Annotated in this window: 20 protein-coding genes, 2 tRNA genes and 1 pseudogene; 13 read left to right on the top strand and 10 right to left on the bottom strand. The window is 30.7% G+C overall.

Annotation, left to right across the window (positions count from 1 at the left end):
- Positions 1–170: pseudogene (locus QNK89_RS04180) on the top strand (hydroxymethylglutaryl-CoA lyase); the annotation flags it as partial.
- A gap of 67 nt (positions 171–237) precedes the next feature.
- On the opposite strand, the gene QNK89_RS04175 reads toward QNK89_RS04180, so the two are convergent.
- Entirely contained in the window at positions 238–2,469 is a 2,232-nt protein-coding gene (locus tag QNK89_RS04175) for a TonB-dependent receptor (RefSeq protein ID WP_340169704.1), read from the bottom strand.
- Between the two features lie 245 nt (positions 2,470–2,714).
- Between QNK89_RS04175 and guaB the strand changes: the two genes are divergently transcribed.
- A complete protein-coding gene (gene guaB / locus QNK89_RS04170; RefSeq protein WP_340169703.1) occupies positions 2,715–4,184 on the top strand; it encodes an IMP dehydrogenase in 1,470 nt (489 codons plus the stop codon).
- Positions 4,185–4,329: 145 nt separating this feature from the next.
- On the opposite strand, the gene QNK89_RS04165 is transcribed toward guaB, so the two are convergent.
- Both QNK89_RS04165 and QNK89_RS04160 read right to left on the bottom strand, forming a co-directional pair.
- Entirely contained in the window at positions 4,330–4,566 is a 237-nt protein-coding gene (locus QNK89_RS04165) for a hypothetical protein (RefSeq protein ID WP_340169702.1), read from the bottom strand.
- 46 nt (positions 4,567–4,612) lie between these two features.
- Entirely contained in the window at positions 4,613–5,125 is a 513-nt protein-coding gene (locus QNK89_RS04160; protein ID WP_340169701.1) for an OmpH family outer membrane protein, read from the bottom strand.
- Positions 5,126–5,338: 213 nt separating this feature from the next.
- On the opposite strand from QNK89_RS04160, the gene QNK89_RS04155 reads away from it, so the two are divergent.
- The 11 genes from QNK89_RS04155 to QNK89_RS04105 all read left to right on the top strand — a co-directional run bounded on the left by QNK89_RS04155 (position 5,339) and on the right by QNK89_RS04105 (position 15,814).
- Positions 5,339–7,288: a peptidylprolyl isomerase gene (locus tag QNK89_RS04155; protein ID WP_340169700.1), complete on the top strand. Its 1,950-nt coding sequence runs from the start codon at positions 5,339–5,341 to the stop codon at positions 7,286–7,288.
- Between the two features lie 2 nt (positions 7,289–7,290).
- Positions 7,291–8,145 (top strand): peptidyl-prolyl cis-trans isomerase, encoded by an 855-nt coding sequence (locus tag QNK89_RS04150; protein WP_340169699.1) that lies wholly within the window; start codon positions 7,291–7,293, stop codon positions 8,143–8,145.
- Position 8,146: 1 nt separating this feature from the next.
- Positions 8,147–9,562 (top strand): peptidylprolyl isomerase, encoded by a 1,416-nt coding sequence (locus QNK89_RS04145; protein WP_340169698.1) that lies wholly within the window; start codon positions 8,147–8,149, stop codon positions 9,560–9,562.
- A 16-nt stretch (positions 9,563–9,578) separates the two neighbouring features.
- Entirely contained in the window at positions 9,579–10,532 is a 954-nt protein-coding gene (locus tag QNK89_RS04140) for a MoxR family ATPase (RefSeq protein ID WP_340169697.1), read from the top strand.
- Positions 10,532–10,723 (top strand): hypothetical protein, encoded by a 192-nt coding sequence (locus QNK89_RS04135; RefSeq protein ID WP_340169696.1) that lies wholly within the window; start codon positions 10,532–10,534, stop codon positions 10,721–10,723. Before QNK89_RS04140 ends, QNK89_RS04135 begins: the two co-directional genes overlap by 1 nt.
- A 283-nt stretch (positions 10,724–11,006) precedes the next feature.
- Positions 11,007–13,274 carry an aconitate hydratase gene (locus QNK89_RS04130; RefSeq protein WP_340169695.1) on the top strand — a complete coding sequence of 756 codons (2,268 nt, stop codon included), beginning with the start codon at positions 11,007–11,009 and terminating at the stop codon, positions 13,272–13,274.
- A 124-nt stretch (positions 13,275–13,398) separates the two neighbouring features.
- Entirely contained in the window at positions 13,399–13,641 is a 243-nt protein-coding gene (locus tag QNK89_RS04125; RefSeq protein ID WP_340169694.1) for a cyclic nucleotide-binding domain-containing protein, read from the top strand.
- 181 nt (positions 13,642–13,822) lie between these two features.
- Positions 13,823–14,062 (top strand): helix-turn-helix domain-containing protein, encoded by a 240-nt coding sequence (locus QNK89_RS04120; RefSeq protein ID WP_340169693.1) that lies wholly within the window; start codon positions 13,823–13,825, stop codon positions 14,060–14,062.
- A gap of 227 nt (positions 14,063–14,289) precedes the next feature.
- A complete protein-coding gene (locus QNK89_RS04115) occupies positions 14,290–14,793 on the top strand; it encodes a hypothetical protein (protein WP_340169692.1) in 504 nt (167 codons plus the stop codon).
- 183 nt (positions 14,794–14,976) lie between these two features.
- Positions 14,977–15,132, top strand: coding sequence for a hypothetical protein (locus tag QNK89_RS04110; protein WP_340169691.1), 156 nt, complete (start codon positions 14,977–14,979; stop codon positions 15,130–15,132).
- A 118-nt stretch (positions 15,133–15,250) separates the two neighbouring features.
- A complete protein-coding gene (locus QNK89_RS04105) occupies positions 15,251–15,814 on the top strand; it encodes a TlpA disulfide reductase family protein (protein ID WP_340169690.1) in 564 nt (187 codons plus the stop codon).
- Here the strand turns inward: QNK89_RS04105 and QNK89_RS04100 are convergent.
- The 7 genes from QNK89_RS04100 to QNK89_RS04070 all read right to left on the bottom strand — a co-directional run bounded on the left by QNK89_RS04100 (position 15,809) and on the right by QNK89_RS04070 (position 20,974).
- Positions 15,809–16,954 carry a lycopene cyclase family protein gene (locus tag QNK89_RS04100; RefSeq protein ID WP_340169689.1) on the bottom strand — a complete coding sequence of 382 codons (1,146 nt, stop codon included), beginning with the start codon at positions 16,952–16,954 and terminating at the stop codon, positions 15,809–15,811. The two genes, QNK89_RS04105 and QNK89_RS04100, sit on opposite strands and share 6 nt — an antisense overlap.
- A gap of 10 nt (positions 16,955–16,964) precedes the next feature.
- On the bottom strand, positions 16,965–17,414 hold the full coding sequence (locus QNK89_RS04095; protein WP_340169688.1) for a beta-carotene hydroxylase: 450 nt from the start codon (positions 17,412–17,414) through the stop codon (positions 16,965–16,967).
- Positions 17,414–18,253 carry a phytoene/squalene synthase family protein gene (locus QNK89_RS04090; RefSeq protein ID WP_340169687.1) on the bottom strand — a complete coding sequence of 280 codons (840 nt, stop codon included), beginning with the start codon at positions 18,251–18,253 and terminating at the stop codon, positions 17,414–17,416. Before QNK89_RS04090 ends, QNK89_RS04095 begins: the two co-directional genes overlap by 1 nt.
- A 1-nt stretch (position 18,254) precedes the next feature.
- On the bottom strand, positions 18,255–19,718 hold the full coding sequence (crtI, locus tag QNK89_RS04085; protein ID WP_340169686.1) for a phytoene desaturase family protein: 1,464 nt from the start codon (positions 19,716–19,718) through the stop codon (positions 18,255–18,257).
- Positions 19,719–19,735: 17 nt separating this feature from the next.
- Positions 19,736–20,653 (bottom strand): MerR family transcriptional regulator, encoded by a 918-nt coding sequence (locus tag QNK89_RS04080; protein WP_340169685.1) that lies wholly within the window; start codon positions 20,651–20,653, stop codon positions 19,736–19,738.
- Positions 20,654–20,767: 114 nt separating this feature from the next.
- Positions 20,768–20,852 (bottom strand) — tRNA-Leu (locus tag QNK89_RS04075).
- Positions 20,853–20,901: 49 nt separating this feature from the next.
- Positions 20,902–20,974, bottom strand: a tRNA-Lys gene (locus QNK89_RS04070).
- Between the last annotated feature and the right edge of the window lie 44 nt (positions 20,975–21,018).

Below are 21,018 nucleotides of genomic sequence, written 5' to 3'. Positions count from 1 at the left end.
CAATACAAGGTTTTGGTGGTTGCCCAATGGCAAAAGATGAGTTGACAGGTAATATGCCAACAGAAAAAGTACTGTCTTATTTAACTACAAAAAAAGCATCAGATTTAAATGCGATGTCTTTTGAAAGTAGCTATAATGAAGCCACTAAAATTTTTACGAAGTATCATTAATATTATAATAGTTAAACAAAAAAGCTCCTATTTAGTAAATAGGAGCTTTTTTGTTGATTGTAGTTTCTTAAAACTGAAACTCTAAACCTGCATAAGTTCCAAAAGGGTGACCAGGTCTTAATCCTGCTGGTACTCGAGATACAGCATATTCATTATCTAAAAGATTAATAATATTAGCAGTTGCACTTAATTTTGAAGTAATATTATAACGTCCAGATACATCTAGAACAATTGCAGATTCTACTTTTTGATTTGCTGGAATACTACCATTACCAGAAACTGTTCTAAAGGCACCATTATATCTTCCGTTTAAGTTTATACTATATTTAGAATGCTCAAGACCAATACTTGCATTAAATTGATGTTTTGCTATATATGGAATTTCGTCTCCTTTTGAAACTGTTCCCCAAATACCATCGTCACTTCCAAAATTATTTAAAAATTCAGAATCTGTAAATGTATAACCTAATGTTATAGGTAAAGCAAAATTAGTATTATTCTCTAAAACATCGTAATTTAATAATAATTCAATACCTCTTACATCTACCTCTCCAGCATTAAATAAATCTAGACTTCCTGTGCCTGTAGTTGCAGCTAAATCGCTTCCTAATAAATTACTATAATCGTTATAAAAACCAACAACTTCTCCTTGTATGTCTTTGTAGGTAAATCTTGTGCCTAATTCGTAGTTTATACTTTCTTCTGGTTTTTGACCTTCTTCATTTCCAGGAGGAGAGAAACCTTTGTGTACACCACCAAATAAAGATAAATCGTTATTAAACTTATAGTTAAAGCCCATTCCTGGAATAAAAATTTCAACTTTGTTTTCTCTAGTGGAGATATTAACTCCTGTTCTTGAGGGATCGTTTTTTCCAAAATTTTCTCTTCCTAAAACCATGTTTTCATAACGTAGTCCTGGTGTTAAAGTTAAATTTTTATATTTTAATTTATACATCGCATAACTTGCAAGTGCTGTTGCACTGCTAATTCTATTAGCATCACTACCAAGTGAAGCAGCAGTTGTTAATTGCATAATACCATTGTTTATGCTATAACCGTCTTTCCATTGTATTCTATCTTCTTCGTCATAATGGTATCTAAAACCAACTTCTATGTCATGAAAAGTATTTTCACCATAAAAATGATAGTCGAATTTAGTTTGAACACCTTTAGAAATATAAGCTCTGTTGTTAGCCTTAACAAGCAAAGCGTCTGTGTTAGAATTTAGGCTTCCATTAGTGTAACCAAAATGAGTTGGGTAGTCTTCTGGATTTGCAACAATATCTGCAATACCAACTTTATTTCCATTGACAACAACATCATTTAGTTTGTACCAATTACGATCAAATTTATTATAATAAGCGTTGGTACGAATACTAAAATTTTTACTAAACTCTAGATTGTGAGTAATCATAAGCTGAAGATGCTCATTTGTCATTTTATCTTGTTGAGAACTTGCATAGCGATTAAACGGATTAGCATCAAAATCGGCTTCAGTTAAGCCTAAATAAGTTTCATTAGAAACTTCATCGGCATACTGGAACTTAAACTCTATATTTTGCTGTATTGCTGCTTCTTTACTATTGTTAAATTTCAATTTAGCGACCACATCATTTTTATCGAAACCTGTGTTAGCATTTTCTAATAAGTTTTTAAAACCATCAGAATTTAAATTTAAATATTCAATATTATAAGCAACATGTTCTTTGCTATCACCAACAGAGGTATAAATTTGACCACTATTAAAGCTACCATAAGTTGCTTTTACTCTTCCTGAAAAAGTGTCAGGAATTGGAGTAGATACCAAATTAATTGCACCACCAGTTGTAAAAGGACCATATTGTACTTGACTGCTACCTTTTAATATTTCGACAGCCTTCATACGTCCTACAGAAGGAAAATAGTATGCAGCAGAGGCACTATATGGAGCAGGAGCAATTAACACACCATCTTCCATAAGGCTTATTTTAGCACTTCGCTCTGGAGAGGTACCTCTTAAACTTATATTAGGTCGTAGGCCAAAACCATCTTCTTCTACAATAGTAACTCCAGGTACTGTTTTTAGTACACGATTAATATCTGTATATCCTAATTTTTTTAATTCTTCTGGTGAGATGTAATAAGAAGATCCTGTTCTGTTTTTTGCAACGTACTTATTACCAAAAATAACATTAGATTTAATTAATACTTCATCTAGTTTCTGTAACGAATCTAATGATGTTTTTTTAGACTCTTCAGTGTTTTGAGCAAAAATTATACTTGTAAAGCATAATAAAATATAAGGTAATGACTTTTTCATTTATTTAGACTGAATTAAAATAGTTTTTTTTTGAGTGCAAATATAACTCTCATTTTTACTTTAACAAAGCTTATTTAGAATAAATAAAGATAATTTTATAAATTATTGAATTAGAATAAGTTAGAAATGTTAAAGTTTTGTTAAATAATTTAAGACTTGATTTAGTGCTAGGTTTATTCATATAAAAAAATAAATTATAGTTCGTTTTAATACTGTATCTTTACACGCAATTAATTCTAATTGCAATGACAGCACACGAAAATAAAATAGTTGGCGAAGGTTTAACATACGACGATGTTCTATTAGTACCAGCTTTTTCAGAGATTTTGCCTCGCGAAGTCAATATTCAAACAAAATTTACACGTAATATCACTATTAATGTTCCTATTGTATCTGCAGCTATGGATACAGTAACAGAAAGTAGTATGGCAATTGCTATGGCTAGAGAAGGAGGTATAGGTGTTTTACATAAAAATATGTCTATAGAGGAACAGGCTATGAAAGTACGTAAAGTAAAACGTGCAGAAAGCGGAATGATAATAGATCCTGTTACTTTACCGTTAACAGCTGTAGTTGCAGATGCTAAAAATGCAATGAGAGAACATAGCATTGGTGGTATTCCAATTGTAGATGAGAATGGGAAACTAAAAGGTATTGTTACAAACAGAGATTTGCGTTTCGAGCACCAAAACGGAAGACCAATTGTAGAGGTGATGACTAGAGAGAATTTAGTAACTGCACCTCAAGGCACTAGTTTAAAAGATGCTGAGAAAATTCTTCAGAAAAATAAAATCGAAAAACTTCTAATTGTAAAAGAAGACCTATTGGTAGGTTTAATAACCTTTAGAGATATTACTAAAGTTACCCAAAAGCCTATTGCAAATAAAGATACTTTTGGTAGGCTACGTGTTGCAGCAGCAATTGGTGTAACAGGTGATGCTGTAGATAGAGCTGTAGCATTAGTAAATGCAGGAGTAGATGCTATTATTATAGATACAGCTCATGGTCACACAAAAGGCGTGGTAAGGGTATTAAAAGAAGTTAAATCTAAATTTCCTGAGCTAGATGTTGTTGTTGGAAATATTGCAACAGCAGCTGCAGCAAAATATTTGGTTGAAGCAGGAGCAGATGCTGTAAAAGTTGGTATTGGACCAGGTTCTATTTGTACAACTAGAGTAGTAGCTGGAGTAGGTTTCCCTCAGTTTTCTGCAGTTTTAGAAGTTGCAGCAGCAATTAAAGGTTCTGGAGTTCCGGTAATTGCAGATGGTGGTATTCGCTACACAGGAGATATACCTAAAGCAATAGCTGCAGGTGCAGATACTGTAATGCTAGGTTCGTTATTAGCAGGAACAAAAGAATCTCCAGGAGAAACCATTATATACGAAGGACGTAAATTTAAGTCTTATCGTGGAATGGGTTCTGTAGAAGCTATGAAACAAGGAAGTAAAGACCGTTATTTCCAAGATGTAGAAGACGATATTAAAAAATTAGTACCAGAAGGTATTGTTGGTCGTGTGCCATATAAAGGTGAGTTGTTTGAGAGTATTCATCAATTTATTGGTGGCTTAAGAGCTGGAATGGGTTATTGTGGTGCTAAAGATGTTGCTACATTACAAGAAACAGGGCAATTTGTAAAAATAACTACTTCTGGTATAAACGAAAGTCATCCTCATGATGTAACTATTACTAAAGAATCTCCTAATTATTCTAGATAAGAATTTTTATATATTATAATATAAAAAAACACCTTGTTTAAGGTGTTTTTTTGTTTCGTTTAACACGTTGATATGAAAACGTTTTAATATTTTATATCTAATGTTAAACGAAGTTAGTGCTTCTAGCGTTTAGAAGCAAACCAAACTATTCTTGGTAAACCTGCCCTCGATGAGGTTTTAATACATCTCTAACTGGTTTCATCTCATTTTCATTTATAACCATAAATGCAATAGCGTGATTACTAGTAATAACCTCGAATCCAGAGATATTTAATGTTAGTTTTTCAATAGCAATATATTGCATTAAATGTATGTTATGGTGTTCTGCAATTTTTAAGGCATCTGGTCCTTTAAAATCCCAAATTAATTTTAGTTTACGCATGTTTTATAGAGATTCCTTTATTGTGTTAAAATATATTTAACTTTTATTATTCTATTACTAACCCTAATTTTTTGGCAACTTTAAGGGTGATATCGTATTGCGGATCTACAAAAGCTAACTCGTTTCCATCAAGTGTAAATACTTGAGTGTACTTATCTTCTTTTGCAACAACGTTAACTGCATCTCCAACTTTTTTATATAAAGGCCTCATTAACTCCTCTTGTTTTAATTGTACTAACTGTGCTGCGTTTTGTCTAAATTTTTCAATATCAGATTCTAAATCAAAAATATCTTGTTGTTTTTTCTTCTTGGCATCTTCAGTCATAGTTGCAAAGTTTTTATTAGCTTCTGTAACTTCTTTTTCGTAATTATTAAGTTTTAATTTTAAATCGTTTTGCAACTTTTTTTCGTAATCGTTAATTCCAGCTTTTACTTGGTCTATTTCAGGTAATTTAGTAACAATAACGTTTATATTAACTGTTCCAACTTTTGTTTGTGCAAATCCTGTGAACGAAAAAAAGGCGATTGCTAGTGTAAAAAGTAAATGTTTAATTCTCATTTGTTATATTTTTAATTTTTTCAAAGTTATATATTTAGTTATAAATTACATAAAATAGTGCAAATATTTAATGGCTGTTGTTATGCATATTTAATTATGTATTATTTAGCCTTAAAATTATAATAAAAATTCTTTTTCTATCGTTTAAGTTTGTACTTGTATTATAGGCTAATATTGTTATTTTTGCAATGCTCAGAATATTTATATAAAATTATGAAAATTAAATACCTACTCTCTTTTTTTGCTTTAGTTTTTACTACGCTATCTCTAGTGCAAGCACAAGATAAAGAGGTTCTTTTTACTATAGATACAGAACCTGTTTATGCTTCAGAATTTTTAAGAGTTTATAATAAAAATTTAGATTTAGTAAAAGATGAATCTCAAAAAGATGTTGATGGCTATTTAAAGCTTTTTATTAATTATAAATTAAAACTACAAGAAGCCAAACGATTAAAATTGGATGAGAAACCAAAGTATATTCGTGAATTTGAAAACTATAAGAGGCAGTTAACTAAAAATTATTTATCTGATAATGAGGTAACAGATGCCTTAGTTGTTGAAACATACAATAGGCTACAAACAGAAATTAATGCAAGTCATGTTTTAGTTAGAATAGACGAAAGTGCAAGCCCAAAAGATACTTTGGCAGCATATAACGAAATTATAAAATTAAGAGACCGTGTTATTGCTGAAGGTTATAAAAAAGTACAAAGCGATGTACATAATGGTAAGACCATTTTTGCAGAAGATTTAGGTTATTTTTCTGCATTTGGTATGGTTTATCCATTTGAAACTGCAGCATACAATACAAAGGTTGGTGAAGTCTCACAACCTTTTAGAACACGTTTTGGTTATCATGTAGTAACTGTTTTTAATAAACGTAAATCTAGAGGAGAGCTTATTGTTGCGCATATTTTAGTTAAAACCAAAAAAGTAGGAGATACAGTTAGTGAAACTAAAATAAACGAAATCTACAAGCGGCTGCAACAAGGCGAAGCGTTCGAGGCATTAGCAAAACAATTATCTGAAGACCAAGGCACAGCAAGTAAAGGAGGGAAACTAAAACCATTTAAAGGAGGAGAATTAAGCTCTACAGAATTTGAAGAAGAAGCATATAAGCTTAAAAACACAAAAGAAATATCTAAGCCTTTTAAAACCCAGTTTGGTTGGCACATAATAAAGCTTTTAGATAGTAAAGCTATTGCATCTTTCGAGGAGATGAAACCTAAACTGGAATCTAGAATTAAAAGAGATTCAAGATCTAAAGTTATTAACGACTCTAGAGTTAAAGCTCTTAAAGAGAAATATATAATTGAAGAAAACAAAGAAGTTTTAAGTTATTTTAAAACCATTGTTACAGAAGACTATTTTAATAATAGATGTACTTTACCTGCAAATTTTGATGGAGATAAGACAGCTTTTAAAATTCAAGATAAAATAATTAGCTATAATGATTTTGGTCAGTTTTTAATTAAAAATCAAAGAAATTATAATAACAAAGCAAGTACAATAAGTATTATTGTAGATATCAATTATAACAATTTATTAGAAAAAGAATTGTTGGCCTATCAAGAAAATAATCTAATAAACGCAAACAGTGATTATGCTCAAATTGTAGAGGAATACAGAGACGGTTTATTGCTTTTCGATCTTATGGAATCTGAAATATGGAATGTTGCTAAAAGCGATTCTGTTGCCCTAGAAAAGTATTTTAATGCCTACCAAAATAAATACTATTTTCCAGAACGTGTAGATGCAATTGTAGCATCTTCAGCAAATAAAAATATTGTAAAAAAAATAAGAAAACTTTTAGATAAAGGTCTAGATGTTGAAGCAATTAAGAATCTTGTAAATACAAATGGACAGGTTAATGTGAGTTTTACAGCTAACCAAATGGATAAAACACACCAAGCATTACCAAGTAACTTTAAATTTAAAAAAGGTGTTTCTAAAGTGTTTAATCATAATGATGCTTATGTAGTTATTCAAGTAAAAGAAATTTTACCTCAAACACAAAAAACGTTTTTAGAAGCAAAAGGAAACGTAACTAGCGATTACCAAGTTTTTAAAGAAGAAAATTGGCTTAAAGAATTATCAACCATATTCGCAGTAAAAGTAAATCAAGACGTTTTAGCTAAAGTTAAAAAAACAATACAGAACTAGATATGATTAAGCAAATTGCATTATATATGGTTATTGCTTTTACTTTCGCTTCATGCGATTATTTTAAGCCTGTAGAAACAGAAAATGCAATTGCTAGAGTAAACGAATCTTACCTTTTTAGCTCAGATATTGAAAAAATTCTTCCCGATAATTATACAAAAGAAGACAGCACAGTTTTAGTTAATAGTTATATTAATAATTGGGCAACAGAGCAACTTTTAGTTCAAGGAGCAACATTAAATTTAGAAGATAAAACTCGAGAAGAATATAATAATTTAATAGAGCAATACAAAAACGACTTGTTTAGCAAGGCTTATTTAGAAGCATTAGTTTACAGAGATTTAGATACTATAGTGTCTTCAATAGAAGTAACAAAATATTACGAAGAAAACAAACAGGCTTTTAAATTAAATGAAGACTTAATTAAGTTTAGATACATAAATATAGACGAAAACCGGTTAGATTTTAACGATGTTAAACAGAAGTTTAAACGCTTTAATACAAAAGACAAACAAGAATTAAACGAAATTGCAATTCAATTTAAATCTTACTCTTTAAACGATTCTGTTTGGATACGATTAGACCAAGTAATTACTAAAATCCCTACAGTTACTACAGATAATAAAAATGAACTGTTAAAAAAATCTAATTTTATACAAAGCAAAGATTCATTAGGACTATATTTGATGCAAATTAACGACGTTCTACTCCGAAACGACGAAGCACCTCCAGAATATGTGCGACCAACAATAAAGCAAATAGTAGTAAATAAGCGAAAATTAGAGCTTATTAGGCAACTAAAAAAAGATATTACAAAAGATGCAATTAAAAATAAACAATTTGAAATTTACAATTAATTTGAAACATATAATAGCAATATGCTTAACGCTTTTTGTGGCTAATGGAATTTTAGCTCAAGAAATTATTGATGAAACACCTAAAGCTAATAAAGCTACAGACACTGTAAAACCTTTTACCAACATTAAAGTAGATGGTGTATCTGCAGTTATTGGAGACTACATTATCTTAGAATCTGATATAGATAAAACATTACTTCAATTAAAAGCACAAGGTGGAGACCCTAATGCTTTTTCTAGATGTCAATTATTTGGAAAACTTCTAGAAGACAAATTGTATGCTCACCATGCAATACAAGATAGTATTGTAATTAATGATGCAGAAGTTAGATCTTATGTAAGTCAACAATTAGAAGAAATTAAGCAACGTGTTGGTGGAGATATGCAACAAGTACTTGAATTTTATAAAAAGGAAGACGAACAAAGCTTAAGAGACGAAATGTTCGAAATTAATAAATCAAACAAATTAGCATTAGAGATGCAGCGTAAAATTGTTGATGAAATTGAAGTTACTCCAGAAGAAGTACGTCAGTTTTTCAATAAAATACCTAAAGAACAACGTCCAACTTTTGGTACAGAGCTTGAAGTAGCACAAATAGTTATTAAACCAGAGCCAACGCAAGAAGAAATAGATCGCGTTATAGCTAAGCTTAGCAGCATTAAAAAAGATGTAGAAGAAAACGGTGCAAACTTTAAATCTAAAGCATTATTTAATTCAGACGATCCAGGTTCTAAAAAAAGTGGAGGAGCATTACCACCTATGAATAGAGCAAAACCAAGAATGGTAAAAGAATTTAGAGAAGTCGCTTTTTCGCTTCAAGAAGGAGAGATTTCAGAACCTTTTAAATCACCTTATGGTTATCACATTATTTGGCTTGAAAAAATTAGAGGTCAAGAGTACGATGTAAGACATATTTTAATGATACCAGAAGTTGCAGAGAGTTCTATAAAAGAAGCAAACGATAAAATTCTAGAAACTAAGAAAAACATAGAAGAAGGAACAATTACATTTGCAGAAGCAGCAAGAGAAGTAAGTGATGAGATTGAAACTAAATTTCAAGGCGGACAATTAATTAATCCAGCTACTCAAGATTATAATTTTGAATTAACAAAGATTGATACAGAAATCTATGTAAAAATTCAAGACTTAGAAAATAATACAATCTCAGATGTTTTGGTAGATAGAGACGAAGTAGGTAACGTATTATTTAAAATTCTTACCGTTACTAATAGAATAGATGAGCATGAAGCAAATTATTCTAGAGATTATTTAAAAATAAAAGAATTAGCATTAAACGAAAAACGTTTAGATGCAATTGGCAAATGGCAAGAAGAAAAAATACTAGATACTTACATTAAAGTAAGTACAGATTATAAAAATTGCAAATTTACAAACGATTGGTCCAAGAATAATTAATATTTTTAAACAAAAAATGTCAGACGTAGCAGCTATCAACCAATTAGTAACAAGATATAAAGCATTAAGAGAAGAGATTGCAAAAGTTATTGTAGGCCAAGACGATGTAGTTAACCAGATATTAATCTCAATTTTTTCTGGAGGTCACGCGCTTTTAATAGGTGTACCTGGTTTAGCAAAAACATTAATGGTAAATACAATTGCACAAACATTAGGGCTGGATTTTAAACGTATTCAATTTACACCAGATTTAATGCCTAGCGATATTTTAGGTAGCGAAATTCTAGACGAAAGCCGTAATTTTAAATTTATAAAAGGACCAATATTTGCTAATATTATTTTAGCAGATGAAATTAACCGTACACCACCAAAAACGCAAGCAGCATTATTAGAAGCCATGCAAGAAAGAGCTGTTACAGTTGCAGGACACCATTACAAATTAGATTTACCGTATTTTGTATTGGCAACCCAAAACCCAATTGAGCAAGAAGGAACCTATCCTTTGCCAGAAGCACAATTAGACCGTTTTATGTTTGCTATTAATTTAGACTATCCTACTTTTGAAGAAGAAGTACAAGTTGTAAAAGCAACAACAAGCTATGCTAAACCAACTGTAAACGCATTATTTAATGCACAAGAAATTATAGATTTCCAACAGTTAGTAAGACGTATACCTGTAGCAGATAATGTTATAGAATATGCAGTTAAAATGGTTGCAAAAACAAGGCCCAATGCAAATACTGCTGGTAAATTAGTAAAACAATATATAGATTGGGGAGCAGGACCAAGAGCATCTCAAAACTTAATCTTAGCTGCAAAAACTCATGCAGCAATAAATGGTAAATTTTCACCAGATATAGAAAATGTTCAAGCTGTAGCACAAAGTATTTTAACACACAGAATTATTAAAAACTACAAAGCTGAAGCAGAAGGAGTAGCCAAAGAGCAAATTATTAAGAGTTTGTTTTAATGAAGGCTAAACAGTTTATACTTCCATTACTTATCTTCATATTAGGAATAATATTAACAATTGTTGGAGCCTTATTTAAAATCCAACATTGGGCTTATGCTTCTCAAATTCTTACATTAGGTACAATTGTACAAGTTGTTGCATTAGCGTTTTTAATGGTAATTCTTATCAAATATTTTTTTAAGAAATAACCAATAACTATTCCTGAATAGTAAAATATTATTTATTGATGTTTCAATTAAAGTAGAATGAGATTCAAATTACTTATTAATTTATTATTTTTTCAATCCTAAAATTATCATTTTAGTAAAATTAGCGTCTTTTTTATGTGCTTTAATGAATTATTCGTAAACTTTTGCGTAATTCCTTACAAATTTTTTAAATTCTTCAATATTTTGTACTTTTGCATTCCAATTTCTAATTGTAATTAGGAAGGATTTATACTAAATAATAACAACCTAAAACTATTACTATATGGCATTTGACATAGATATGATTAAGAAGGTTTACAGCCAAATGGTAGATCGCGTTGATGCAGCTCGTGAAGTCGTTGGTAAACCACTAACACTTTCAGAGAAAATTTTATATAATCACCTTTGGGATGGTAAAGCGACTAAAGCTTTTACTAGAGGTCAAGATTATGTAGATTTTGCTCCAGATCGTATTGCTTTACAGGATGCTACTGCACAAATGGCTTTATTGCAATTTATGCAAGCTGGAAAAAGTAAAGTTGCTGTGCCCACAACAACACACTGTGATCACTTAATTCAAGCAAAAGATGGTGCCTCTTCAGATTTAAAAAATGCAAACGATGTTTCTAGTGAAGTTTTTAATTTCTTAGAATCGGTGTCTAATAAATACGGTTTAGGTTTTTGGAAACCAGGAGCAGGAATTATTCATCAAGTAGTTTTAGAAAATTATGCATTTCCAGGTGGAATGATGATTGGTACAGATTCTCACACAGTAAACGCTGGAGGATTAGGAATGGTAGCAATTGGTGTTGGTGGAGCAGATGCTGTAGATGTTATGGCAGGAATGGCTTGGGAGCTTAAATTTCCAAAATTAATAGGTGTCAAGTTAACAGGTAAATTATCTGGATGGACTGCACCAAAAGATGTTATTTTAAAAGTAGCAGGTATTGTTTCTGCAAAAGGAGGAACAGGAGCTATTGTAGAGTATTTTGGTGAAGGCGCAACGTCTATGTCTTGTACAGGAAAAGGAACCATTTGTAATATGGGTGCCGAAATAGGAGCAACAACTTCAACTTTTGGTTACGATGATTCAATGGAACGTTATTTACGTGCTACAGATAGGGCAGATGTTGCAGATGAAGCAAATAAAATTAGACCATATTTAACTGCAGATGCTGAGGTGTATGCAAATCCAGAGCAGTATTTCGATCAGGTTATAGAAATTAATTTATCAGAATTAACACCTTTATTAAACGGACCATTTACGCCAGATTTATCAACTAAAGTTGGTAAAGATATGAACGCCATCGCTACTAAAAACGATTGGCCAATTCAAGTTGAATGGGGATTAATAGGATCGTGTACTAACTCTTCTTACGAAGATTTATCACGCGCCTCTTCTATTGCACAACAAGCATTAGATAAAGGGATTAAAATGAAAGCTGAACTAGGTATTAATCCAGGTTCTGAAAAAGTAAGATATACAGCAGATCGAGATGGTATTATTGGAATATTCGAAAAACTTGATGCTAAAATTTTCACAAACGCTTGTGGACCATGTATTGGACAATGGGCAAGATATAGCGATCCTAAAAATGCGCCAAAAAATAGTATTGTACATTCTTTTAATAGAAACTTTGCTAAGCGTGCAGATGGAAACCCAAATACACACGCCTTTGTTGCATCTCCAGAAATAACTGCTGCAATTGCAATTGCAGGTCGTCTAGATTTCAATCCGATGACAGATAGTTTAATTACTGAAAAGGGAGAAGAAGTAATGTTCGATGAGCCTACAGGATGGGAATTGCCACCAAAAGGTTTCGAAGTTAAAGATAACGGTTACCTAGCTCCAGAAGCAGATGGAAGTGGAGTAGTTGTTAAAGTAAACGAAACATCAGAGCGTTTACAACTATTAACACCATTTACGCCAATTGGAAGTAAAATTGAAGGCGCAAAATTATTAATTAAAGCATATGGAAAATGTACAACAGATCATATTTCTATGGCTGGACCTTGGTTGCGTTTCCGTGGTCATTTAGATAATATTGCAAATAATACATTAATAGGAGCTGTAAATGCTTTTGGTAAGAAAACTAACTTTGTTAAAAATCAGTTAACAGGAGAATTTGGAGGTGTTCCAGATACAGCTAGAGCATACAAAGCTGCAGGAGTACATACTATTGTTGTTGGTGATCATAATTATGGTGAAGGTTCTTCTAGAGAACATGCAGCAATGCAACCAAGACATTTAGGTGTTACTGCTGTAATTGTTAAGTCTTATGCACGTATTCACGAAACAAACCTAAAAAAACAAGGAATGTTAGGTTTAACATTTGCAAACGAAAGTGATTACGATTTAATCCTTGAAGATGATACCTTTAACTTTGTGGACATGGCAGATTTTGCTCCAGGAAAACAATTAACATTAGAAGTTGTTCATGCAGATGGAACTAAAGATACAATCATGCTAAACCATACGTATAACCAACCTCAAATCGATTGGTATAACGAAGGTTCTGCCTTAAACTTAATAAAGAAAGAAAACGCTTAGACAAAATTTCTTTTTTTAATATTTAAAACTCCTAATATGTATTAGGAGTTTTTTTATGCGCTATTGTAAGTAACTTAGTTATTGTAAGACAAAATAACTATCTAACAACCAACAAATAGAAAACATGAATCCACTTTGGTTTTTCGAAGACACTAATCTCTTCAAAGTTTTATATCCACATAAGTTTAAAGCCTACAAAAAAGATCACGATTTTGATGCTTACAAGAAAAAAGACTATATCTATTTTACAGAAGATTCAGCAAACAAAATCTACCTAATAGAAAAAGGAAAAGTTAAAGTTGGTTATTATAGTGAAGATGGAGAAGAAGTAGTAAAAGCAATTTTATCTAAAGGTCAATTATTTTGAGAAAAAGCAATTTTATGAGAAATTAAAAGAGACGAATTTGCCCAATCTATAGATAATGCCACTTCAATTTGCCCAATAGGTGTCGATACTATGCATGAACTCATGAGAGATAATCAAACGTTTAGTTTTAAAGTTTATTGGCTTTAAATTTAAAAAGCTAGAAAGGCGACTCCAGCTTTTAATGTTTAAAGACACTAAAACAAGACTACTTGAGTTTTTAAATGAATTGTGTATAGATTATGGTTACAATTGCGAAAAAACGGGAGATCATATTATTAAACATCCTTATACACAAAAAGATATAGCTTCTTTAATAGGAACTTCAAGACCTACATTAAACATATTAATTAATGAATTAAAAGAAGAAAACGTGTTAGATTTTAATAGAAATGAAATTAGAATGTATAAAACTTCAGCTTAATTATTTAGAATCCTTTTTTTTAAGGATTCAATAATGAAAAATAAATTACAACCATAGCAATTGCTATGGTTTTTTCTTTTTATATGCGAAAGTGCTATCATGTTATTTAAAATAAAAAGCACTTGTGTTAGCTAGCTAACATTTAATAAGAGTCTTCAATGCTAATTTTGTACTAACAAATACAAACTTAAAAAATAAAGCAATGATTAAAAAAATGATTAGGAGCCTTGGCATTAGGATTTTTTACCACCTCTTGTAGTAACGACGACGATGCAACAACTGTGTCAACAACTTCAGGTTTAACTATTAACCTTAATGGATTAGAAGCACTTGGAGAAGATTTTGTATACGAAGGTTGTATAATTGTAGATGGAAGTCCAGTATCAAGAGGTACGTTTAGTTCTGTAAATTTTCCACAAACCTTTCAAGTAAATACAGTACAATTAAATGCAGCAACAACATTTGTGTTATCTATAGAGCCAACAATAGATGTAGATCCATTACCAGCAGCTACAAAAGTTTTAGCAGGTGATTTTTCGGGTAGTGCAGCTTCTGTAAATACAGGTTTAGTTGGAGATTTTAGTTCAGCTTCTGGAACATTATTTTTAAGAACACCTACAGATAAAATGGGAATGGGAAATAATGGAAACGATGAAAACGGTGTATGGTTTGGAGCACCAGGAATGCCACCTACAGCCAATTTTACACTTCCAGTTTTACCTGCAGGTTAGGCATACGAAGGTTGGGTTGTTGGAGAAACAGAACCACTTACTACTGGAACTTTTACAGATTTTAACATCACAGATGGAGCAACTCCTTTTAGTGGGGCTTCAGCTGGTCCTCCAGTACCAGGAGAAGATTTTTTTGAAAATGCTCCTCAAGGAGAAACATTTCCTTTAGATGTTAGAAATAGAATGATTGTTATTTCTGTTGAGCCAGTACCAGATAATTCACCAACACCTTTTGCTATGAAACCTTTAGTAGGCACTGCTGGAACAGCGACAGCACCAGCTACACATGATTTTGGATTAAACTTAGCATCATTACCAATAGGAACTGTAACAAGATAAAATAGAATACTATTATCTGCCTTAATAAATACTAATTTTTAAGGTACTATAGTATAGTTTGTTTTTATTAGATTTGAATTGTTAATTGTAAGATTAACGCTTCATTAGTTTATAAATTATGGCAAAAAGGAAGATTTCGATTAAAAATATAATTTTCATTGTAATTATTGCTTTGTTAATTATTCCGCAGAGTAGGCAACAAATTCAAATATTTTTGCACACAATAATTGCAAAATGGAGTCCTAGTGTTAAAAAGGATAATGTAAAACAGCAAATAAGTAGTTACCAATGGAAATTGCAAGATTTAGAGGGTAATAATTTTCAATTAGAACAAGTAAAAGGTAAAGTAATACTTGTAAATATTTGGGCAACTTGGTGTCCTCCTTGTATTGCAGAGATGCCATCTATTCAAGAATTATACACAGATTATAATGATAAAATTGAATTTGTTTTAGTGTCTAATGAAGAACAAAAAACGATTAGTTCATTTTTAAAGACGAAAGGTTATAATTTAAAAATATATAGGCCATTGTCTCAAACCCCAAAAACCTTTGATGTAAATAGTATTCCTAGAACTTTTTTAATAGATAAAAAAGGTAATATTATTATAGACGAATCTGGTGCTGCAAACTGGAATAGTGAGACGGTTCGTAATACTATTGATGAATTATTAAGCTTATAAAGTTTTAAAAAAAGCTTTTATAAATGTCCATGAAAATAAGGATTTCATTATTTTTAGTTCTTCTAAAAGTGAAGATTCTTCGTCTAAAAATCCAAACATAGTTTCTATATTGTTTTTGTCATAAAACTGTTCGAAAATCCATTCACCTTTTTCGTTTTCATCTTCTAAAACCTTAAGGAAAATTTTATCGTAAAACTTATATTTTTGTTTAAAAAGACCTTTTGAAGGCTTTTTGCTTTGTTTTAAATTTTCAATAATAACAGCAACTTTCTTTTCGGTGTGTTTAAAAGAATAACCTGTAGAACCTTTTACCCAACCACCACCTGTACCAATTTTTGTTATATTTTTTGTAGAATAGTTTTCAAAAGGAAAATTCGTCATTGGGATACTTCCTGATTCAGTTTCAACTATCGAGTAGTTGTTTATTTTTAAAGTTTCTAAAATATATTTTTCTATAAATCTATCATATGTAGCTTCATCTACAACATTTGAAGTGAAATAAGTAAACTCTACAAGTGCTTTTGTCTTAGAAAATGGTAAAACATAAGTAAAGGTGGTTTGTTCTCCATCTTTTAACCTATAATCCATCATTGTAAATTCTTCAGGATTAAAGCTTGGTGTTTCTGTTTCAATTATTATACCCTTAAAATGCTGAATAATTTTAGTGTAATTGTTTAATTCTGAAAAGTAATCTCCTGTAATTCTACTATCAAATACATTATGAGCAGAGTAGGAGTTTAATTTCGTTTTTACAATTAATTCTGTAGTGTCTTCAACCAATAGTACTTCATCTATAATAAAATGAAAGTTAGGTTTATTTGAAAGATTTTGTTTAGCTTCAACATAAAAATCTGAAGCATAAATCGTTTTATAAGTATATGGAAAAAGATTTAACGTAATTTTTTTTTTTGAAGAAAAGAATAATGCATTATTCCAAGATTTTGCAATAATGTTATCCCATTTACCATGACTTTTTTCCCAAAAACTCCATGTTTTATCGTTTTCAGTCTTAGGTAATTTATCAATTAAAGCAATTTGTTTTCCTTTGAAAAATGGATCATCAGCAAGTGCTAATGCCAATTGAAAACCTGCAAGACCATTACCAATAATAATATAATCGAAAGATTTCCTAGTTGACATTTAATATAACTTAGCGCTTAAAATATTTAAATGGAACAAATAACATCCCAAAACATTCTCCATCACCTTTGCCAAGATGTTTATGGTGTATTTTATGTGCTCTTCTCACACCTTTTGCATACCAATTATTAGCATTCCTTAATAACTTAAAACGTTGATGAATAAATATGTCATGAACAATAAAATAGGCCGCTCCATAAGCCATAATACCTAGTCCTATTGGTAAACAATACCAAATCGCTTCGTAATTCCAAAGGTAAAAGCAAGTCATGCTAACTATAGCGTAGAAAATAAAGAAAGCATCGTTGCGTTCAAACCAATTGTCATGATTTTTATAGTGGTGGTCTCTATGTAAAGACCATAAAAAACCATGCATTATATATTTATGCGTAAACCACGCCATAAATTCCATTGCACTAAAGGTTGCTAAAAAAACGAGTATCGAATATAATATTTGCATTACAATAAATTTAGTTGATATTTAACATAACTCCTAGTTAAAAGTTCTACTTTTTTATAGTTTGGAACTCTTACTCTTGTATTTTTAATATCTAAAGCAGGAGTTTTCTTTAATTTTTTTAATAACTGATTATAATAACGATAAGCCATAAAAACACCAAACTTAGCTTCCATTGGTAATAATTTAATACCTTCTAATCCTTTAGTAAAGTCATTTTCGATATCATCAATAATAAGTTGTTTCGCATTTTCATCTAGATTATTTAAATCTGTATTAGGAAAATAAGTGCGCTCTAACAAATCGAAATCTGCTTTTAAATCTCTTAAAAAGTTTACTTTTTGAAAAGCAGAGCCTAAAGACATCGCTGAGTCTTTTAATTCATTATATTTTTTATTATCACCATTTACAAATACCTTTAAGCACATAAGGCCAACTATGTCTGCAGAACCATAAATATAATCATTATACTCTTCTTCAGTTAAGTATGTTGTCTTAGATAAATCTAAGCGCATACTTTTCATGAAAGAGTCTACCATGTGCTTTTCAATATTGTACTTATGGTATGTACTTTGAAATGCATTAAGAATAGGGTTTAAACTTATTTTATCTGTTAATGCATTTTCTAAATCAGTTTCAAACCTTTCAAAAAGAGTTTTTTTGTCAAAGTCATGAAATGTGTCTACAATTTCGTCTGCAAACCTAACAAATCCATAAATGTTATAAATATCTTGGCGTATAGTATCAGCTAGCATTTTGGTTGCCATAGAAAAAGATGTGCTATAAGATTGTGTTACAATCTTACTACAACTATTAGAAACCGTGTCGAATAATGCTTTCATTTTAATTATTGTGGTGTTTGTTTATTAATTCTGCTACTAGTTTTCCAGAAATTATTGCTGGAGGCACACCAGGACCAGGTACAGTTAACTGTCCTGTAAAATATAGGTTTTTTACTTTTTTACTTTTTAATTTAGGTCTTAAAAAGGCTGTTTGCAAAAGTGTGTTTGCCATACCGTATGCGTTTCCTTTATAGGAGTTATACTCTTTTATAAAATCTTTAACACAAAAAGAGTCTTTAAAAATAATATTATTTTTAACATCTTGTTTAGTTAAAGACTCAAAACGAGTAATTATTTTATCAAAATATTTTTCTCTTAATTCTTGAGTATCTTTAATTCCTGGTGCTATTGGAATTAAAAAAAAACCAGTTTCGCATCCTTCGGGAGCCATGCTCTTATCTGTTTCAGATGGGAAATTAGCATAAAATAATGGCTCTTCAGGCCATTTAGGATCATCGTAAATATCTTGAGCATGTTTTTCGAAATTTGTATCGAAAAATAAGTTGTGATGCTCTATATTATCAAGTTTTTTATTGAAACCAACATAAAATAATAATGAAGAAGGAGCAAAGGTCTTTTTAGACCAGTATTTTTCAGAATACTGTCTGTGTTCTTCTTCTAATAGCGTTTCAGAATGGTGGTAATCAGCTCCACTTAAAACAATATCAAAATTTAATATTTTATTCTCTACTAGAATTGATTTTGCTTTTTTATGCTCAATATTTATTTTTTGTACTGGACTATCTGTGTTTATTTTAACACCAAGACTTTGAGATAGAGCTTTCATTGCTTTTACTATTTCATACATACCACCTTTAGGATGCCAGGTGCCTAAACCAAAATCAGCATAATTCATGAAATTGTAGAATGAAGGTGTTTTATTGGGTTTTGCACCCAAGAAGAGAACAGGAAATTCAAGAGTAGATATTAATTTAGGGTTCTTAAAACTCTTCCTAACATCTCCACTTATGGTTTTAAAAAACTGATCTACTCGCATAGCAGTTTCTGGTGTAATTAGTTCTAAAGGTGATAGACCTGGCTTTAAAACTACTTTATTTATTGCAATATCATAATTTTCTCCAGCTTTTTTTATAAATTTTTTCAAAGGAATTGAGCTACCTGGTTCTATACGCTCAAATTCTTCACAAATTTTAGACATTGTATCACCAATTGTAATTTCATCATCTTTAAAGAAAATCTTATAGGCAGGAGAGAGCTTATCTAATTTATAGTAATCTGATGTTTTCTTATCGAAATCTGCAAAAAAGTTATCAAATATATCTGGCATCCAGTACCAACTTGGGCCTATATCAAACGTGAAACCTTCTTTTTTTACTTGACGTGCTCGACCTCCAATAGTATGGTTTTTTTCAAAAATACTAACATCATATCCTCCTTTTGCTAAATAACATGATGCAGATAATGACGAAAATCCAGAGCCAATAATTGCTATTGTTTTACTCATACTGTATAAACCATTTTTTAGGTTTTTAACTCAATATTATCTAAAAGCCCTTGTATAGAGCCTTTAATTAATATTTTTTCATTTAAATTTTTTGTATCTATATCTTGTGTTCGTCTACCAGATAAGTATAATTTATTATTAGTTCCTTTCAGTACTTTTCTTGTAAGCTCTTCTAAATAATCACTAATATTTTCTGCTTCTGGCTTTACAGTAAAGCAAGAAACAAATGTAATATCATTATAAAAATCTGTTAAATACTCCAAACTATCTATAGGAATACTTTGTCCTAAATAAATCGAATAAAAACCTTTATTTGTAAGCTCATAGTTCATAAAGAGTAATCCCAATTCATGAATTTCGTTGTCTGGAAGATACAAAACATACGTCCTACTATCATTCTTAACAATATTATTACTAAATGCTCTTTCAGTGCTAACTAGGATCTTTTGTTTAATTAATTCAACAATAAAATGCTCATGAGCAGGAGTAATAGTACCAGTTTGCCATAAAAGACCAATATCATTTAAAAAAGGAATTATTGATGAATAAAATATTTCTTGAAATGAATAATCAATCATCAAATTGTTAAATGTTGAATCAAATAGAGTTTGATCAAAACTAAACATTGACATTTTAAAATCATTGATGGCTTTAGTTCTTTTGTTTATATTTTCAGATATCTCTCTTACTAAGATTGGTATCTCTTCTTCTTCGAGATTAGCAATTTTTGAAATCTTGTAACCATTATTATTAAGAAAGCTAATGTTTAATATTTTTTGTAAGCTTGTTAAGCTATAATTTCTAATGTTGGTGTCAGACCTATTGGGCTGAAATAGTGAATAGCGTTTTTCCCATATTCTAATGGTGTGAGCCTTTATACCCGAGAGGTTTTCAAGATCTTTTATACTAAACTTAGTTTTAACGTCGTTTATCATAACACTAAAATAATTAAACAAAATAATATACAACCAATATTAACAAAATATTTGTATAAGTTAGTGTAGGTATGAATTAAGCTTAAAGATGGAAAAATAAGCCTTAAAATATTGTACGCACGAGAAGATTCGAACTTCCACAATCTAATCGATTACTAACCCCTCAAGCTAGCGCGTCTACCAATTCCGCCACGTGCGCGTTAAATTTAGTTAAAAAAAAAAGTTAAGCATAGCTTAACTTTTTTTTGTGACCGGGCTGGGGCTCGAACCCAGGACCCTCTCCTTAAAAGGGAGATGCTCTACCAACTGAGCTACCAGGTCATTTCTTTATTGAGGGTGCAAATATAAAAGGTTTTATTAATAAT

The organism is Lacinutrix sp. (assembly GCF_037625555.1).
GTDB lineage: Bacteria > Bacteroidota > Bacteroidia > Flavobacteriales > Flavobacteriaceae > Lacinutrix.
The sequence above is the reverse complement of the archived record's forward strand: the minus strand, read 5'-3'. Positions and strand labels throughout refer to the sequence as shown.

Bases quoted from the DNA above. Each gene is read 5' to 3' on its own strand.
- QNK89_RS04175 (WP_340169704.1), bottom strand. From the start codon at position 2,469: ATGAAAAAGTCATTACCTTATATTTTATTATGCTTTACAAGTATAATT.
- guaB (WP_340169703.1), top strand. From the start codon at position 2,715: ATGACAGCACACGAAAATAAAATAGTTGGCGAAGGTTTAACATACGAC.
- QNK89_RS04165 (WP_340169702.1), bottom strand. From the start codon at position 4,566: ATGCGTAAACTAAAATTAATTTGGGATTTTAAAGGACCAGATGCCTTA.
- QNK89_RS04160 (WP_340169701.1), bottom strand. From the start codon at position 5,125: ATGAGAATTAAACATTTACTTTTTACACTAGCAATCGCCTTTTTTTCG.
- QNK89_RS04155 (WP_340169700.1), top strand. From the start codon at position 5,339: ATGAAAATTAAATACCTACTCTCTTTTTTTGCTTTAGTTTTTACTACG.
- QNK89_RS04150 (WP_340169699.1), top strand. From the start codon at position 7,291: ATGATTAAGCAAATTGCATTATATATGGTTATTGCTTTTACTTTCGCT.
- QNK89_RS04140 (WP_340169697.1), top strand. From the start codon at position 9,579: ATGTCAGACGTAGCAGCTATCAACCAATTAGTAACAAGATATAAAGCA.
- QNK89_RS04135 (WP_340169696.1), top strand. From the start codon at position 10,532: ATGAAGGCTAAACAGTTTATACTTCCATTACTTATCTTCATATTAGGA.
- QNK89_RS04130 (WP_340169695.1), top strand. From the start codon at position 11,007: ATGGCATTTGACATAGATATGATTAAGAAGGTTTACAGCCAAATGGTA.
- QNK89_RS04125 (WP_340169694.1), top strand. From the start codon at position 13,399: ATGAATCCACTTTGGTTTTTCGAAGACACTAATCTCTTCAAAGTTTTA.
- QNK89_RS04120 (WP_340169693.1), top strand. From the start codon at position 13,823: ATGTTTAAAGACACTAAAACAAGACTACTTGAGTTTTTAAATGAATTG.
- QNK89_RS04110 (WP_340169691.1), top strand. From the start codon at position 14,977: ATGATTGTTATTTCTGTTGAGCCAGTACCAGATAATTCACCAACACCT.
- QNK89_RS04105 (WP_340169690.1), top strand. From the start codon at position 15,251: ATGGCAAAAAGGAAGATTTCGATTAAAAATATAATTTTCATTGTAATT.
- QNK89_RS04100 (WP_340169689.1), bottom strand. From the start codon at position 16,954: ATGTCAACTAGGAAATCTTTCGATTATATTATTATTGGTAATGGTCTT.
- QNK89_RS04095 (WP_340169688.1), bottom strand. From the start codon at position 17,414: ATGCAAATATTATATTCGATACTCGTTTTTTTAGCAACCTTTAGTGCA.
- QNK89_RS04090 (WP_340169687.1), bottom strand. From the start codon at position 18,253: ATGAAAGCATTATTCGACACGGTTTCTAATAGTTGTAGTAAGATTGTA.
- crtI (WP_340169686.1), bottom strand. From the start codon at position 19,718: ATGAGTAAAACAATAGCAATTATTGGCTCTGGATTTTCGTCATTATCT.
- QNK89_RS04080 (WP_340169685.1), bottom strand. From the start codon at position 20,653: ATGATAAACGACGTTAAAACTAAGTTTAGTATAAAAGATCTTGAAAAC.